The 14,673-nt window shown below is 72.8% G+C and carries 13 protein-coding genes; 10 read left to right on the top strand and 3 right to left on the bottom strand.

Annotation, left to right across the window (positions count from 1 at the left end):
• Nucleotides 1-61: 61 nt before the first annotated feature.
• A complete protein-coding gene (locus FF36_RS09705) occupies nucleotides 62-616 on the top strand; it encodes a DUF3099 domain-containing protein (RefSeq protein ID WP_044884686.1) in 555 nt (184 codons plus the stop codon).
• Nucleotides 613-1,455 carry an SAM hydrolase/SAM-dependent halogenase family protein gene (locus FF36_RS09700; RefSeq protein WP_044884685.1) on the top strand — a complete coding sequence of 281 codons (843 nt, stop codon included), beginning with the start codon at nucleotides 613-615 and terminating at the stop codon, nucleotides 1,453-1,455. The genes FF36_RS09705 and FF36_RS09700 overlap by 4 nt, the downstream gene beginning before the upstream one ends.
• Before the next feature lie 86 nt (nucleotides 1,456-1,541).
• On the opposite strand, the gene pucL is transcribed toward FF36_RS09700, so the two are convergent.
• Nucleotides 1,542-2,435, bottom strand: coding sequence for a factor-independent urate hydroxylase (gene pucL, locus FF36_RS09695; RefSeq protein WP_044884684.1), 894 nt, complete (start codon nucleotides 2,433-2,435; stop codon nucleotides 1,542-1,544).
• A 1,030-nt stretch (nucleotides 2,436-3,465) separates the two neighbouring features.
• Between pucL and FF36_RS09690 the strand changes: the two genes are divergently transcribed.
• The 8 genes from FF36_RS09690 (at nucleotide 3,466) to FF36_RS09655 (ending at nucleotide 11,843) form a co-directional block, all read left to right on the top strand.
• On the top strand, nucleotides 3,466-4,662 hold the full coding sequence (locus tag FF36_RS09690) for a L,D-transpeptidase (RefSeq protein ID WP_044884767.1): 1,197 nt from the start codon (nucleotides 3,466-3,468) through the stop codon (nucleotides 4,660-4,662).
• A gap of 522 nt (nucleotides 4,663-5,184) precedes the next feature.
• A complete protein-coding gene (locus tag FF36_RS09685; RefSeq protein ID WP_044884683.1) occupies nucleotides 5,185-6,372 on the top strand; it encodes a phosphatase PAP2 family protein in 1,188 nt (395 codons plus the stop codon).
• 269 nt (nucleotides 6,373-6,641) lie between these two features.
• Complete coding sequence (locus FF36_RS09680) at nucleotides 6,642-7,823, top strand: OmpA family protein (protein WP_044884682.1); 1,182 nt, start codon at nucleotides 6,642-6,644, stop codon at nucleotides 7,821-7,823.
• 71 nt (nucleotides 7,824-7,894) lie between these two features.
• Nucleotides 7,895-8,305 carry an encapsulin-associated ferritin-like protein gene (locus FF36_RS09675; RefSeq protein ID WP_044884681.1) on the top strand — a complete coding sequence of 137 codons (411 nt, stop codon included), beginning with the start codon at nucleotides 7,895-7,897 and terminating at the stop codon, nucleotides 8,303-8,305.
• Nucleotides 8,302-9,120: a family 1 encapsulin nanocompartment shell protein gene (locus FF36_RS09670; protein WP_044884680.1), complete on the top strand. Its 819-nt coding sequence runs from the start codon at nucleotides 8,302-8,304 to the stop codon at nucleotides 9,118-9,120. The genes FF36_RS09675 and FF36_RS09670 overlap by 4 nt, the downstream gene beginning before the upstream one ends.
• Before the next feature lie 270 nt (nucleotides 9,121-9,390).
• Nucleotides 9,391-9,585: a (2Fe-2S)-binding protein gene (locus tag FF36_RS09665; protein WP_044884679.1), complete on the top strand. Its 195-nt coding sequence runs from the start codon at nucleotides 9,391-9,393 to the stop codon at nucleotides 9,583-9,585.
• Between the two features lie 228 nt (nucleotides 9,586-9,813).
• Nucleotides 9,814-11,208 (top strand): alpha/beta hydrolase family protein, encoded by a 1,395-nt coding sequence (locus FF36_RS09660; RefSeq protein WP_242418514.1) that lies wholly within the window; start codon nucleotides 9,814-9,816, stop codon nucleotides 11,206-11,208.
• 299 nt (nucleotides 11,209-11,507) lie between these two features.
• Complete coding sequence (locus tag FF36_RS09655; protein ID WP_044884765.1) at nucleotides 11,508-11,843, top strand: hypothetical protein; 336 nt, start codon at nucleotides 11,508-11,510, stop codon at nucleotides 11,841-11,843.
• On the opposite strand, the gene FF36_RS09650 is transcribed toward FF36_RS09655, so the two are convergent.
• The gene (locus FF36_RS09650) at nucleotides 11,804-12,442 is read right to left on the bottom strand and encodes a hypothetical protein (protein ID WP_044884678.1); all 639 of its coding nucleotides are present in this window, start codon (nucleotides 12,440-12,442) and stop codon (nucleotides 11,804-11,806) included. The two genes, FF36_RS09655 and FF36_RS09650, sit on opposite strands and share 40 nt — an antisense overlap.
• A 200-nt stretch (nucleotides 12,443-12,642) precedes the next feature.
• The gene (locus FF36_RS09645; RefSeq protein WP_044884677.1) at nucleotides 12,643-14,124 is read right to left on the bottom strand and encodes a P-loop ATPase, Sll1717 family; all 1,482 of its coding nucleotides are present in this window, start codon (nucleotides 14,122-14,124) and stop codon (nucleotides 12,643-12,645) included.
• Nucleotides 14,125-14,673 lie beyond the last annotated feature (549 nt).

Here is a 14,673-nt window from a genome sequence, read left to right as displayed (position 1 = left end):
GAGGGGCAGGGCAGGCGCGGGCGGGGACGAACCGGACAGGGAGAACCATCGAGGTGCACAGATGATGTTCAAACGCCGGGAGACGGTTCTCATCACGTCCGCCGGCCGGTCGCGGCAGTCCGACATCCACCGCCGGGAGCGGCGTTACCTGGCCTCGATGCTGTTCCGGGTCATCTGCTTCGTGCTCGCCGTGGTCGCCTTCCAGGGCTGGCTGCGGTTCATCGCCGTCGCGATCGCCGTCATCCTGCCCTGGGTCGCGGTCGTCGTCGCCAACGGTGGCCCGCCCCCCGAGCGGGACCGACCCGCCACCTTCGATCCGGTGCGGGCGGTGCAGGACGCGCCGGCGGCGCTGACCGCCGATCCCCACCGCGTGGTCGACAGCGAGGGCTGGGTCGACGACGCGGGCTGGGTCCACGGCCGGCCCTCGGCGGCGCCGGGCGGCGCGTGGTCCGCGACTGCGGACGCGGCCTCCGAGTATCCGGCGGACGCGTCGACCCCCGGCTCGTCGTCCTCGGGCTCGTCGTCCTCGGGCTCGTCGACACCCGGCAACGAGCCGCCGGGGCCCGCCGAAGCCTCCGCGCGGGCTGATCCCGTGGCCGACGCCCCGTCACGGTGACCTTCATCAGCTTCACCACGGACTATGGGCTCGCGGATGGTTTCGTCGCGGCGTGCCACGGGGTGATCCTGCGGGCAGTGCCGACGGCCCGCATCATCGACGTTACCCACCTCGTGCCGCGGGGCGACGTGCGCCGCGCGGCGGCGGTGCTCGCCCAGACCGTCGGCTCGCTGCCGCGCGGGGTGCACCTCGCGGTGGTGGACCCGGGGGTGGGCACGGCGCGCCGGGCGGTGGCGGTGCGCGCGGCCGGCGGCGACCTCGTCGGGCCCGACAACGGCCTGCTGATCGCGGCGGCCGAGCGGCTCGGCGGCGTCGAGGCGGCGGTGACGCTGCCGGTGCCGGCCGCAGTGCCCGCCACGTTCCACGGCCGCGACGTGTTCGCGCCCGCCGCCGCCGAGCTCGCCCGGGGGACGGAGCTGACCGCGCTCGGCGCGCCGCTCGACCCGGCGACGCTCGTCCGCCTGCCCGCCCTGCACGCCCGGCTGCGGTCGGACGGGGCGCTCGAGGCCGAGGTGCTGCTCGTCGACACCTTCGGCAACGTGCAGCTCGCGGCCGAGGGGGCGTTGCTCGCCGATGCCGGGCTGCGGCCGCCCGGCCGGGCGCTGGTCTGGGCCGCCGCCCCCGGCACCGGCCCATCCCTCGGCGCGGCCGGTGGAACACCCGTGACGGAGCTGGCGGTCGGGGTGACGTTCGGGTCGGTGGCGCCCGGCGAGCTGGTGCTCTACGTGGACGCCGCGGGCATGGCCGCGATCGCGGTCCGCGACGGCGACGCGGCCCGCACCCTGGCCGTCGCCCCGGCGGACCGGCTCGCGCTGTGTCGGGCGGGCACCGGGGTCTGAGCGGGCACCGGGGTCTGAGCGGGCGTCGAGCCTGAGCGGGCGTCGAGCCTGGGTGGGCGTCAGGGCCAGTCCGGGCCGTTCGCGGGTCAGCAGAAGCCGGGGACGGCCTGCCAGCTCGGGCCCGGGTCGGGCGCGTCGTCGCGCAGCACCGTCGCCTCGATCCGCCCGTAGGGACGGTCCGGTGCCTGGTAGACGACGTCCGGGTTGTCCAGACCGAACGGTTCGAGGTCGACCAGGAAGTGATGCTTGTTCGGCATCGACATCCGTACCTCGGCGACCTGCGGGAAGGCGGTCAGGGCCGCCTCGCCCATCCGGTAGAGCGTCTGCTGCAGCGCCAGGCTGTGGACGTCGGCGAACGTGCTGACCAGAGTTTCGCGGACGCCGTCGAACAGCGGCCCGAAGTCATGACCGGCCCCGATGTAACGCCAGCGGGCCGTCACCTCGGTCGCGAGGATGCGGTCGGTGGTCTCGGCCAGCGTCGTGTAGTCGTCGCGGGGAAATCCCCAGAACTCCGAACCGGTCGACTTGAGCAGGACCAGCCCGGCGAGTCCGGAAACGACGAATGCGGCGTCGCCGTCCACCGTGACGACCGTCGTCCGTCTTTCCCCGCCGGCCCGGCTGAACGCATGGTCGTGCGGCGTCCCGCCTACCAGGATTCGATTCCAGTGGTATTTCTCGATCTCTATCCGGGCGCCGTCGATCCACGGGAAGGAATCGACGAAATGCCGGCCGAGCCGGATCGCGAAATCCTCGATCTGGCCGATGCCATGCTTCCGCGCGAAGGCGTAGACGGTGTTCTTCTGCGCATCGGTCGTGAGGACGTGGGAGTTGTCACCGGTCAGGTGTGCCGCGGCGAAGTCGCCGCGAAGCGCGGTGGACACGTTCAGGTCGGTGAGGTGATGCACCGGACCTGTGCGGTCCACGTGGACGAGACGGATCTCCGCCTTGCCGAACTGGTTCGGTCCAAGCACGATCGCCATCGAGCCTCCCTGGTCGCGGGGACGTGCGTTCCCTCGCGGTGAGGGTCGCCCAGCGACGAGTCTGGTCCGGTCCCCGGCCGGGCCCGGCGCGGCCCGGCACGTGGCGCCGCGACCCGCGCGGCCCGACGGTGTCCACGGACGCCCCGCCCGTGGCCCAGCCCCGGCCCGTGGCCCCGCCCATCCTGCGGCAGCGGTGTGACGGCACGGGCCGTCCGTGGGTTTCGTGGCCGTTTCCGCCGGTCGGCCGCGAGCCGTCCGTGCCGAGGCCGTCCAGTGATCCTCCGGGGGTCCACCCGAGGGTCCGTGGTGGCCGGGGTGGGCGCAGTCCGCCGCCGGCCCCACCACCCCCGGGTTCGCGGGTCATCGATCACCGATCGCCCAACGAATCCGCGTTTCCCGCCGGAATTCCATCGACATCGCAATCATCCGTGATGGTCCTGGGTTGGTGTCGACCGGATGGCCCGTCTGGTCGTCCCCGAGTTGCGGAAAACCATCCGTCGGCGTGACCGGTTGCGCCGTCTTTGGCGGCGCGATGGGTCCAGGTCGTCGCTTTCGACGGGTCGGCGAATTGTCATCCCGGGGGGCAACCTCATCCGGTGTCCGCGCGTCGGAAGAGGGGAAAGGGGAGGGGTTTATGGGGAATGCCCGGAGGGTGCTACCCTCCGTATTTATATGCTCGACGCGGAGTGATGGTCGGGCGGCTGACACCGGCCAGTCCGGTGATCGACGGGACGAGGTGCCGACCCCTGGGTACCGTTCAGACCTAGGCTTCCGTCCGGCGACGATGCCGGTCGCGTTCTTCGGAAGAGGGCATTACATGTCTCGCTCGGTAATGATTCCCTCACGTGTTTCTCGTGGGTGGGACCCGAGCCGTCCGGGTCGGCGGCCGGCCGGCACTTTCGGGCATCGGCGTGGCCGGTGGGTCGGCGGGGCGCTCGCGTTCGTCACGGCGCTGACCGTCGCCGCCTGCTCGCCCGGCGGCGGGTCGTCGAAGCCGGCGGGCGTCGCCGTGCCGGATCCCGCGGCGAGCGTGACCGTCTTCCCGGGCGACGACACCAGGGGCGTCACCCTCACCGATCACGTCGTCGTCCACGCCAACGCCCCGCTGGCCGACGTGAGCGTCGCCCGGGAGGCGAGCGCGTCGGAGAAGACCGAGCCGGGGGTGCTGCTCGGGACGTTCTCGGCCGACCGGCGTACCTGGACGTCCGCGGGCGGTCTGTACTCCGACTCCCGCTACCAGGTCACCGCCACCACCAGCCCCGCGGCGGGGATCGTCGGGACGAAGTCGGTGCGTACGAGTTTCGTCACCGGGGTGCCGGAGAAGGCGTTCAAGGTCTCCTGGGATCCGGTCGCCGGGCAGACGGTCGGGGTCGGCGCGCCGATCAGCCTGACCTTCAGCGCCCCCGCACCGGACCGCGCCGCCGTGCAGCGCATGCTGTCCGTGCGTACCGACCCGCCGGTCCTCGGCGCCTGGAACTGGATCTCGAACCGGCTCGTCGTCTGGCGCCCGCAGCAGTACTGGACGCCGGGAACGAAGGTGCACGTGGAGGCGAACCTCGCCGGGTACGACGCGGGCGGGGGACGCCTCGGCGTGAAGGACCGGGCGATGGACTTCGTCGTCGGCTCGGCGCAGATCTCCAAGGTCGACGCCGCCACCCACATCATGCAGGTGTTCCGCAACGGTCAGTTGCTGCGCACGATGCCGGTGAGCCTCGGCAAGCCCACAACCCCGTCGATGGACGGCCCCCACAACGTCCTCGGCAAGTCGCCCGAGGTGATTATGGATTCGGCGACGGTGGGCATCCCCAAGGGCAACCCGGATTACTACTACGAAAAGGTCCAGTGGGCGGTGAACTACACCAGCGGCGGGCAGTACGTGCACTCCGCGCCCTGGTCGGTGGCCTCTCAGGGGCGGACGAACGTCTCCCACGGCTGCGTGAACGCTTCCCCGGCCGACGCCCAGTGGTTCTACGGAATCAGCCGGCTTGGTGACATCGTCGACATCGTCAACAGCGGCCGCCCGCCGGACACCAGCCAGCTCGGCAACTTCTGGTCGGTACCGTGGTCGGTCTGGAAGGCGGGCAGTGCCCTGCCCGTGTCGGACCAGCCCGAGACGGCGGCTCCCACCACTCCGCCGGCGGCGAGCACCGCCGTTCCCAGCGCCCCCGGCGGCCCCGGGGCCTCGGCGGCCGGCGGCCCCGGTGCTTCGGCGGCCGGCGGCGCCTGACCGGCCCCGCCTCGGCGCCGACCGGTCACCGCCCACGCGGGTGGTGACCGGCTCGTCGGCGTCTGCGGGGTGCGCCGGCGTCGCGGCGAGCCCGGCCGGCCCACCGGTCCCGCGCCGTCCCGGGGCGTCCCGCGCCGTCCCGGGACGTGCCCCGTCGACGCGGGCGGACCCGGCCGGGAAGGCACGGGCCGTGGCGACGGGCACGCAAGAAGTCGGTGAATTTCCCGCCGAACCCGGTCACGCATCGGCCCGTGACGGCACCAACCGGCCCATGCTGTTGAGTGGAAGCATGAAGTGCGCGCTGGCGCGGCGCCCCGGCGGGCCGCGACCGGGTGGGGCCGACGTCCGCGGCTCGCGCGGCGGCCGTGCCCGCCGAGGCGGCTGCGGCTGTCGCGACGCTCGGGGAAGATCGCGACCTCCGGGAAGAGTGGGGCGTCCGGAATGGCCGCGGCGTCCGGGAAAAGTACGACGTCGCGAACGAGTGCGACGGCTGGGAAGAGTGCGACGTTCGAGAGGTGCATCGTGAGGCGCTTGCGCAACCAGGCCACCGGTCTGCCGGTCTGGTGGCTCGAGCTGCTGATGTTGGCCGTCCTGTACTACTCGTACACCGGGACCCGCTCCGTCGCCGACGCCTCGGCCGGCGAGGCGATGCGGATGGGCCACGACCTGGTGCGGTTCGAGACCTTCCTGCACCTCGACATCGAGCTCAGCCTCAACCGGTGGCTGCAGAGCGTCCCGGTGCTGGCGGTGGTGTGCTGCTACTACTACGCGACACTGCACTTCGTGGTGACGCCGGGACTGCTGGTGTGGACGCACCGCCGGCACACCCGGCACTACGCACAGATCCGCTGGACGCTCGTGGTGACCACGCTGATCTGCCTGGTCGGGTTCTTCCTGTTCCCGACGGCGCCGCCCCGCCTGCTCACCGGCACCTCGTACACCGACACCATGTCGCACTTCGCGGGCTGGGGCTGGTGGACCGGGACCGCCAGCGCCGCCCCGAACGGACTGGAAGGCATCACCAACCAGTACGCGGCGCTGCCGTCGCTGCACTGCGCCTGGTCGATGTGGTGCGGGTTCCTGCTCGTGCGCTTCGGGCGCCGGCCGGTGACCCGGATCCTCGGGGTGCTCTACCCGGCGGCCACGTTCTTCGTCGTCATGTCGACCGCCAACCACTATCTGCTCGACGCGGTGGCCGGCTGGATGGTCCTCGGCGTCGCCGCCGGTTCCGTCGCGCTGGTGTTCGCCTGGCGGCGGCGGGTCCCGACGGTCCCGGTCGGTGCCGTGCCGGTGCCGGTGCCGCCGCGGGAGTCGGCCCGACCGGCCGGCTCGGCGGCCCCGGTCGCCGTTGCGAACGCAGGTGGGTCAGGCCCGGTGCCGGTCGTGCTCGCCGCCTCGACGGCGGCCGGCCGCGATCCCACCGCCGGTTCGGGCGCCGTCGAGGCGGCCGAGTCGCCCCCCTCGCCAGAGTCGCCCCCCTCGCCGGAGTCGCCCCCCTCGCCGGAGTCGCCGGAGTCGCCGGCGGAGCCCACCGCGGCCCAGCCCGCCCCGCCGGCGGAACCCGCTTCCTCGGCACGGGCGGCGCCGGCCCCCGATCGGCAGGGCCCACCGGCCACAGCGCCCGTGCCCCCTGTGCCGGCCCCCGCCGCGCCTGAGCACTCCCTGCGATCGGACCGGGCCATCCGTCCGGACGGTGCGCGCGCGGTCTGATTCGGACGGGCCTCGTCCGGGCGACCAAGCGGCGCGGCGCCCCGCCTGCCGGTGGGGCCACGCCGTGGCGGGGTGTCCAGGATGGGCGGTTTGCGACCCCCGGTGTGTTGCCTGGGTGGGCGATGTGCGAAGGTTGTGCCGCGGCCGGCGTCGGCCGCGCACCCTCCCTACCTCGCCTGTCCGGGCAGCGTCGCGAAAGATGCACGTCCGACCCTTCCGCGCCGTCCCCGGGTTGCGCGTCCGGTCCGATCCCGCTCGGAGTCCGATCGATGTCCCCGTCCCTGGCCGCGCGGCTGCACCGTCCTCGCCCGCTCGCGTTCGTCGTGTCGCTGGTGCTGGCCTGGCTGCTGCTCGCCCTGATCGCCTTCGCGCTGCGCCGCGGGCCCATCCAGGATGACCTGGCCGCCCGGGCGACGGCGGCCGTCCGGGCTGTCGGCGGTGTGCACGCCCAGGTGCGCATCGAGGGGCGGGAGGCGATCGTCACCGGGCGCTTCCCCAGCGCGGCGGCCGCGGAGCAGGCGCGGGCCTCGGCCGCGGTCTCCGGCACCACGTCGGCCCGCCTCGGCGACGACGTGGTCATCGCCACCCAGCCGGCCAGGCCGCTGGTGCTCGCCGTGGCCGGGCAGGGCCTGTCGGTCACCGCGACCGTGCCGGACGCGGCGAGCCGCGCCGCGCTGCTGGCCGCCGTGGCCGACGCCGCCGATGGCACGGTGCGCGGCCAGGTGCTCGTCGACCCGGCGGTCGCCGAGCCGCCGGTGGAGGCCGTTGCCGCCCTCGCCACGGCGCTGCGCGGGGTGGCGGGGGAGCACTCCGCGACAGTGTCCGGCTCGACCGTCGCCCTCGCCGGCGGCACTCCCGACGAGGCGGCCCGCCGCCGGCTCGGCGCGGCGGTGCTGGCCGCGACCGCCGCCACCGTCCCCGGCGCCACGCTGGCGGACCATCTGGTCGTCACCCGCACCGGGTCCGGTGCCGCCGCCAGGCCGGGTCGCGCCGCGGCCGGGAGCCGGCAGTCGGGATCGGCCGCGCCGGGCGACACCTCCGCTGGTTCAGGGGTGTCCGCTGGTTCAGGGGCGTCCGCCGGGACGGCCGGAACCCTGGCGGCCCTGCGGGCGGTCCTTGACGGTCACGACGTCACCTTCCCGGTGTCCGGGGCGCGGCTGAGCCCGTCGGCGCAGGCCAGCCTGGACAAGGTCGCCAGCACCCTGCGCGGCGGGGATCTCGCCGTCCTCGTCGGCGGCTACACCGACACCTCGGGGCCGTCCGCGTTGAACCAGGCGCTGTCACTGAACCGGGCCCAGGCCGCCGCCGACTACCTGACGAGCCGGGGTGTCCCCGCAGACCTCGTGCGGGTCGCGGGCTTCGGCTCCCGCGAACCGGTCGCGAGCAACGGCACCTTGCAGGGCCGCGCCGCCAACCGTCGCGTCGAGATCATCCCGTTGCCGTCGCGCTGACGGCGGTGACCGTGGGTGCGAGACCGCACCCGTGCCGGCGTAACGCCGGGCCGGCGTGGTAGGCAGACGCCATGGGCGACTCAAGCATGGGGCTGCACGAGCAGCCCGACAAGCTCTCCGCGCAGACGGTCGACCGGCATCGGGCGATCGTCTCGCTGATGGAGGAGCTCGAGGCGGTCGACTGGTACGACCAGCGGGTCGACGCCGCGACGGACCCGGAACTGGCCCAGGTGCTGGCGCACAACCGGGACGAGGAGAAGGAACACGCGGCGATGACGCTGGAATGGCTGCGTCGCCACGATCCCGTGCTGGACACCCAGCTACGGACCTACCTGTTCACCTCCGGACCGGTGACCGAGGTCGAACAGGAGGCCATGGATCGGGGCGGCTCCGGCGACCCGGGCGCGGTGACGGAGCGGCAGGCGGCGGGGCCCGGTGACGGCTCCCTCGGAATCGGCAGTCTGAAAGGTGTAGGCGAGTGAATCATCTGCTGCGCGGCCACGCCCCGCTGACGGACGCTGCCTGGAAGGCGGTGGACGACGAGGCGAAGGCCCGCCTCACGACGAACCTGGCCGCCCGCAAGGTGGTGGACTTCGCCGGGCCGCACGGCTGGGAGTACTCCGCCACCCCGCTGGGTCGGGTGGCGGCGCTGTCCTCGCCGCCGGCGGCCGGGGTGCAGGCCCGGGTCCGCCAGGTGCAGCCGGTCATCGAGCTGCGCGTCGGCTTCACCCTCGATCGCGCCCAGCTCGCCGACGCCGACCGCGGCGCCGACGACCTCGATCTCGCGCCGCTGGAGGAGGCGGTGCGCCGCATCGCCGTCACCGAGAACTCGGTGGTCTTCCACGGCTACCAGGAGGCCGGCCTGGTCGGCATCACGCAGGCGTCGGCACATCCCCAGCTCCCGCTGGCGGCGGGGACCGACACCTACCCGCGCACCGTGGCCAAGGCCGTCGCCCTGCTGCGCCGCGCCGGCATCGCCGGACCGTACGCCCTGGCCCTCGAGCCGGACAGCTACACCGCGGTGATCGAGACCGCCGAGCACGGCGGCTACCTGCTGCTCACCCACCTCCAGCACATCCTCGACGGGCCCGTCGTGCAGGCCCCCGGCGTCACCGGAGCGGTCGTGCTCAGCCTGCGTGGCGGCGACTTCGTGCTCGAGTCGGGCCAGGACCTCTCGATCGGGTATGCGGCCCACACTGCGGACACCGTCGACCTGTACCTGGAGGAGAGCTTCACCTTCCGGGTCACCGAGCCCGACGCGGCCGTCGCGCTCGTGCCGGCCGCCGGGGGCGCGTAGCCGATGGTGGGACGGGGGACGGACGGCCCGTTCGTCCCCCGTGTCGCACCGCGCCGGGCCGTCGCGCCGGGGCCGCGGGGGCCTTTGCGCCCGGCCGTGACGGGCGATACGGCCGTCTTGCGCCGAGGGGGCGCCGCATGGCACCCTGCAATTAGGGAAGCCTTAGCTAAGGCATCGGTCCGCTTGGGCTGGCGCCGCGGCCTCCCGGCAGGATCTGCCAACTGCCGGCCAACCCCGGGTGGGCTGGCCGCCTCGGGCTGGTGAGGTGCGGTGCTCATCTGTTCATGCTTCGCGGTGTCTGACCGGACGCTGCGCACAGTGATCGCCGCCGGTGCTCGCGACGTGGACGAGATCGGCGCGCGCTGCGACGCTGGCACGGGCTGCGGCGGCTGCGTCGAGGAGATCGAGGACCTGCTGGACGCCTTCGCCCCCCGCTGCGCCCGTCTGATCGCCAGGGCCAGCTAGCTGGGCGTAAAGGGCCACGGACCAGGTAAAGGGCCCCACGGACCACGTAGGACCTTGGCCGTCCAGGGCCGCCGGCACAGCGGCGCCGAAGGCTCGGTGACGTCGACGAGGATCCGGTGAATCCGTGCGTCGAGCGACATGCGGCCACCGGCCCAGGCGATGCGTCGGCGACGTTCCGACACACTCGGTAGTGTCATCGCCATGATGCGTAGCGTGATCGGATGCGTGGTGACGCGCCGGACCGCGACGCCGTCGGCGAGGCGCCCGGCGGCCCTGCCCGTCGTCCTGCTGGCGTTGCTGGCCCTGCTGGGCTGCGTGGTGGGCCCGGCGGCGCCGGCGAGCGCAGGCGGCGGACCGCCCGGCAGCGACCGCGATCCGCGCGCAGCCGCAGCCGCAACGGCAGCGGCAGCGGCAGCTCCGGCTGATCCGCCGCCGGTCGCCGCCGACGCTGCCGGGCCCGACCCGGACCTGCCGGGGCCCTGGCAGATCGGTTACCGCACGGTGCGGATCGTCGACTCCAGCCGCCCGGGCCGTGTTCTCGTGACCTCGCTGTGGTACCCGGCCCGCCCGGACGCGTCCGCCGCCCCCGGCACGCCCCTTCCCGGGACGAGCGGAGTGAACGGGGTGAACGGGACGAACGGCCCGAGCGGCGGGCCGCGCGCGGCGACCGAATCCGGCGCCGGTGGAGCCTGCCCCGAGGTCGCGGCCGCCGGCCCGGCGGGTCTCGGCGGGCCCGGCCGGCCGGCGTTCTACCCGTTGGTCGGAAACGTCGGGTTCCCCTCGGCGAGCGCCGTGACGGACGCCGCCCCGGCCCCGGGTCGGTTCGCCCTCGTCGTGTTCTCCCACGGCAGCGCCGGCAGCCGGGTCCAGTCGGCCTACCTGATGGAGGCGCTGGCCAGCCACGGTTTCCTCGTCGCCGCCCCCGACCATCCCGGCGACACGATGACCGACGCCGCGGCGGGCCGGGAGGAGCGCCAGCTCGCCCTGGCGACGGATCGGCCCCGCGACGTCTCCGCGGTCATCGACGCGCTGACCGCCAGGTCCTGCCTGGTCGCGTCGCGGGTCCGGCGCGACGAGATCGGCGTCGTGGGCTTCTCCTTCGGCGGTTTCACCGCGGTCGTGTCCAGCATCGGCGTCCTGTCCGCGCCGGCGGACAGGCGCATCCGGGCGTCCGTGGGGATCGCGGCGGCGACCTCCCCGTTGCCCGCGGCGTCACTCGCCCAGGTGCGCGTGCCGACGCTGCTCATCGGCGGTACCCGGGACGTGAACGTGCCGATCGCCCGGAACGTCGACCGGGCGTTCAACCTCCTGGTCGACTCCCACCCGCGGATGACCGTCGCCGTCACCGGCGCCGTGCACAACTCGTTCACCGAGATCTGCCGGCAGGCCGGGCTGCTCGGCGCCGCCGGGATCCCGGCCGTGTTGGGCATGCAGGTCGCGCTGACCTCCGCGGCCACCTGCTGGTGGCCGCGGATCGCCCCCGCCGACGCCCACCGGCTCGCGGACCGCTACACCGTGGCCTTCCTCGCGCTGCACCTGCGGGGAGAACCCGGCTACGCGCGCTACCTCACGTCCCCGGAGGCAGGGGACGCGCGGCTGGCGACCGTCCGCTCGAGTCCCTGACCGTCGCGCGGGGGAGGCGGTCGGCGTCGCCGGGTGCAGGCCCGGCCGGTGGCCTTCCCCGGAGGTACTACCCCGGTCGGGCTACCCGGACGGTGCTATGAAGGCATACAGGTGACCCACCCCGACATCAGCGGCTACCGTTGGCCAACCGGCCGGCGGGCGTCACGATGCGCAGCGTCGGCCGGTTGATCCGATCGCGTCGGCGCCTCACCCGGACCCGGTGCCCGAGTCGCCCGCCGAACCGGATCACGGGCGATGCCTACGGGTACGGTGCGGTGCCCCGCAAGGAGGTCGTGGCGATGTCTGCTCGCCAGGTGCGGCGGTTCGAGCTGGAGCGTGAGGTCGACGTCTCGGGGGTGTCCGGGACGGGCGCGGTGGCATTTGGGGCGCAGGCGCCCGACGGCACCTGCGTGCTGTGGTGGGACTCCGAGCACGACTCCATCGCGATCTATCCGACGATGGAGACCCTGCTCGCCATCCACGGGCACGGTGGGACGACCCGGGTGGTCTACATCGACGCGGCCGACCAGGCTCCTCCTGCGCGCTCCACGGTGACGCCGCCGGACCCTCTCGGCCCGGCCTGCCGGGCGGGAGGTCAGGTCAACGGACGGAAGCAGGCGGTCGCGCGGTCCTGAGGATCGACGGTGTAGAGCGCCAGGGTGCCCGCCATCTCCCGCGGATCGATGCCGTGGTCCAGCATCTGCCGGTGTAGATCCGTGAGCATGCGCAGCGCGTAGCCGAGCAGCACGGGCGCGATGCCCGCGGGATGGCGAAGGGTCTCCACAAACCGCGTGTCGGCGTCGGCGTCGCTGGTGAGCGCGGCGAGGATGCCGAGCCTGATGCGATCCTCCAGGTCCTCCCAGACCGCCGTGCTCGCCGGCGTCTCGGGTCCCTGCCAGATCCCCGGCACGCGCAGTTCCGCAACGAGGACGGTCGGCTGGCGGCCGGTGCGTAGATGCACGGCCACGACCCACATCGCCATCAGCCAGCACAGCCCGCGCATCGTGTTCAGCGGATCGGCGGCGACCTGCTCGGACAGATGCCGCTCGGACTGTGGCCGGCTCGCCGGCGCCAACCAGCCCCAGGCGAGGCGTTCGATGTCGACGATCTGGACCATCGGCAGGTCGGCGGGATGGGGTCGGGCCAGCGCGGCAGCTCGGCCGGAGTCGGCGTCGACGAGCGCGAGCGCCCCGGGGTCGGAAAGGGTCTGCCAGGCCAGACCCGCCGATGGCATGCGGCCCACGGTAACCCCAGTAACAAGGCTAAACCAGGGTGTTGGCTGCACGGTGTGAAAATGGTTGTGCGGCCGCCCCGGCCCTTTCTTCCCGTCGGCATCCGGCACCGTCATCTCGCCGTCATGCACGCCCATTCGCGGACGCCGACTTTTCACCGATCGACTCACCGATCGACTCACCGATCGACTCACCGATCGACTCACCGATCGACGACGTAGCGGTGGAACATCGGGTGGATCGTGAACTCGGTGACGCTGTGCAGGGCGGGCCGCGGACGCCGGGGCCGGCGGACCTCGCCAGTCCCGGCCGCCGGCTGGGGCGCGGCGCCGACCGGCACCCGCTCGGGATCGGCGGCGGTGTCCCCGACGGGGACGAGGAAACCGACGTTCCACAGCACCTCGAGGATCACCTCCGGTTCTCGGCTGTCGACCCAGGAGCGGGCCTCCGGGGCCGTGTGGACCGCCCCGGTGGCCAGGTCCAGCAGGAACAGTTCCAGGTCCGCCCGGCCCCAGACGGGCGGCCCGGCGCGGAACGTCTGGAAGACGCCGAGCAGGCCGGGATGCTGGAACCGGTATTCGGCCGCGATGTCGCGCGACCGTTCGGCCGAATACGTCGATTCGACTGCCTGGATGTCCCGCGGGGTGATTCTGACCGACTTGCGGGGGCTGTGGGTACGGGCGTGGTCGAGCGCGTGGCTGCAGTACTGAATGATTTCCCGGGGGCGACACAGTGAACGGTCTGTCATGTACCGGAAGGACCACAGTGGCCGAGTGAAGACCGCGCCCCAGCAGTCATTGTCGGTGCGGCTCCTCATGTCGGGGACCGTATGCCGGATGCGGCCGGCTATCATCTTCCAGAGCCCTTCCTCATCCCAGGAGATCACCTCGATGAGATCGCGGAACTTCTGGGCATCGTCGTAGATCGCGGGAATGCTGTCGTAGAGTTCCTGTCGCAGCGACATGCAGATCCGCAGGTGCGGCGAGAGATCATTGATCGACATGCAGGCCTGGAACAGGCCGGCGACGAACGCCTGGGCGTCCTCGGAGGCGTCCCAGCCGCGGTCCAGCTCGTCGACGAGCACCGTCACCCGGCTGCGTTCGCACAGGCGGACCAGCGGGGGCAGTAGATGTTCGATCTCCTGGAGCTTGTACAGGTACTGCAGCTCCCGGGTGCGCACACCCGCCTCGTACCGGCCTATCTTCACCGACTCGATCCGGCGAAGATAGGAGACGAAGGCATCGAAGGCGCTTGTCGTGCCGCCCGCGTGATGGTCCCGCAGGTAGGTGTGGATCTGGCTCTCCGCGCCACGGCGCAGCCGGCCGTGGCGACGGGTCAGCTCCTTCATGATCAGTATGAGGATCAGGTACTTCCAGGCCGTCGCATAGGCGCCCAGCTTCGCCCACGCGCCGTCCAGCTCCCGGGTCATGGCGGAGCTGAGGAACTCGTAGGAGTAATCCTCCGGGGCCAGCTCGATCACCGAGCGGCCCGCGTCCCGCTGTCGATGCGCCATGGTCTTGAAGATCGCACTTTTGCCGGCGCCCCGGTTCGCGACCAGGATCGTCTTCGTCCCCGAGTTCACCTGGTTGTATGCGGAGGACTCGATGAAATAGGAGTCGAGCCCCCGACGGATGTCTCGTTCCGCGGCGGCCGCGCCGAAGCTGAGCCGGGCAAGATCGACCATCAGAACCCTTTCGGCCGAACGCCGACGCATGGTCCGAGTCTGAACGCTCACGACGATACCGCGAACACCGTCGCATTGCGGGCGAATTTCTCTCGTATACGCGTTTGACGTCCCCACCACTGCGTGGTTCCACCGATCCGGTCGGCGTTCATGCAGGTCGGAGCCCCGGCGGGCCGGGTCGATCCGGTGCGGGATTGCCTCCGCCGGCTACGGGAAGGCGGCCGGAGCAGTCGGCGGCCGCTCCCGGAATCTGCAAAAAAGTCCGCATTGACGACGACGTCCGGCCCGAGACTCCCGCGTGCTTCGGGCCTGCGGTTTCGCGCGCCGGGAATGTCGGGCCGGTCACGGCGACCCGGCCGACCCGGCCGGCCGGGTCGGTCACGGCCTCCCCAGGCCTGGCCGAGCCCCGCGGGACCGGCACGTGATCCGCGGGTGCCTCGATGTCCGGGTGCCTCGATGTCCGGGTGCCTCGATGTCCGGGTGGCTCGGTGACTGTGGGTGACTCGGTGTGGGGTCTAGTCGCCGAGGAGGTCGAGGGGGGTGGTGGGT

Origin of the sequence: Frankia torreyi (genome assembly GCF_000948395.1) — a bacterium.
Taxonomy (GTDB): domain Bacteria; phylum Actinomycetota; class Actinomycetes; order Frankiales; family Frankiaceae; genus Frankia; species Frankia torreyi.
This window is presented reverse-complemented; position numbering and strand designations above follow the sequence as displayed.

What these genes read in the sequence shown, in the direction of transcription:
- FF36_RS09705 (WP_044884686.1), top strand. Translation starts at nt 62, where the DNA reads ATGATGTTCAAACGCCGGGAGACGGTTCTCATCACGTCCGCCGGCCGG.
- pucL (WP_044884684.1), bottom strand. Translation starts at nt 2,435, where the DNA reads ATGGCGATCGTGCTTGGACCGAACCAGTTCGGCAAGGCGGAGATCCGT.
- FF36_RS09680 (WP_044884682.1), top strand. Translation starts at nt 6,642, where the DNA reads ATGTCCCCGTCCCTGGCCGCGCGGCTGCACCGTCCTCGCCCGCTCGCG.
- FF36_RS09675 (WP_044884681.1), top strand. Translation starts at nt 7,895, where the DNA reads ATGGGCGACTCAAGCATGGGGCTGCACGAGCAGCCCGACAAGCTCTCC.
- FF36_RS09655 (WP_044884765.1), top strand. Translation starts at nt 11,508, where the DNA reads ATGTCTGCTCGCCAGGTGCGGCGGTTCGAGCTGGAGCGTGAGGTCGAC.
- FF36_RS09650 (WP_044884678.1), bottom strand. Translation starts at nt 12,442, where the DNA reads ATGCCATCGGCGGGTCTGGCCTGGCAGACCCTTTCCGACCCCGGGGCG.
- FF36_RS09645 (WP_044884677.1), bottom strand. Translation starts at nt 14,124, where the DNA reads ATGGTCGATCTTGCCCGGCTCAGCTTCGGCGCGGCCGCCGCGGAACGA.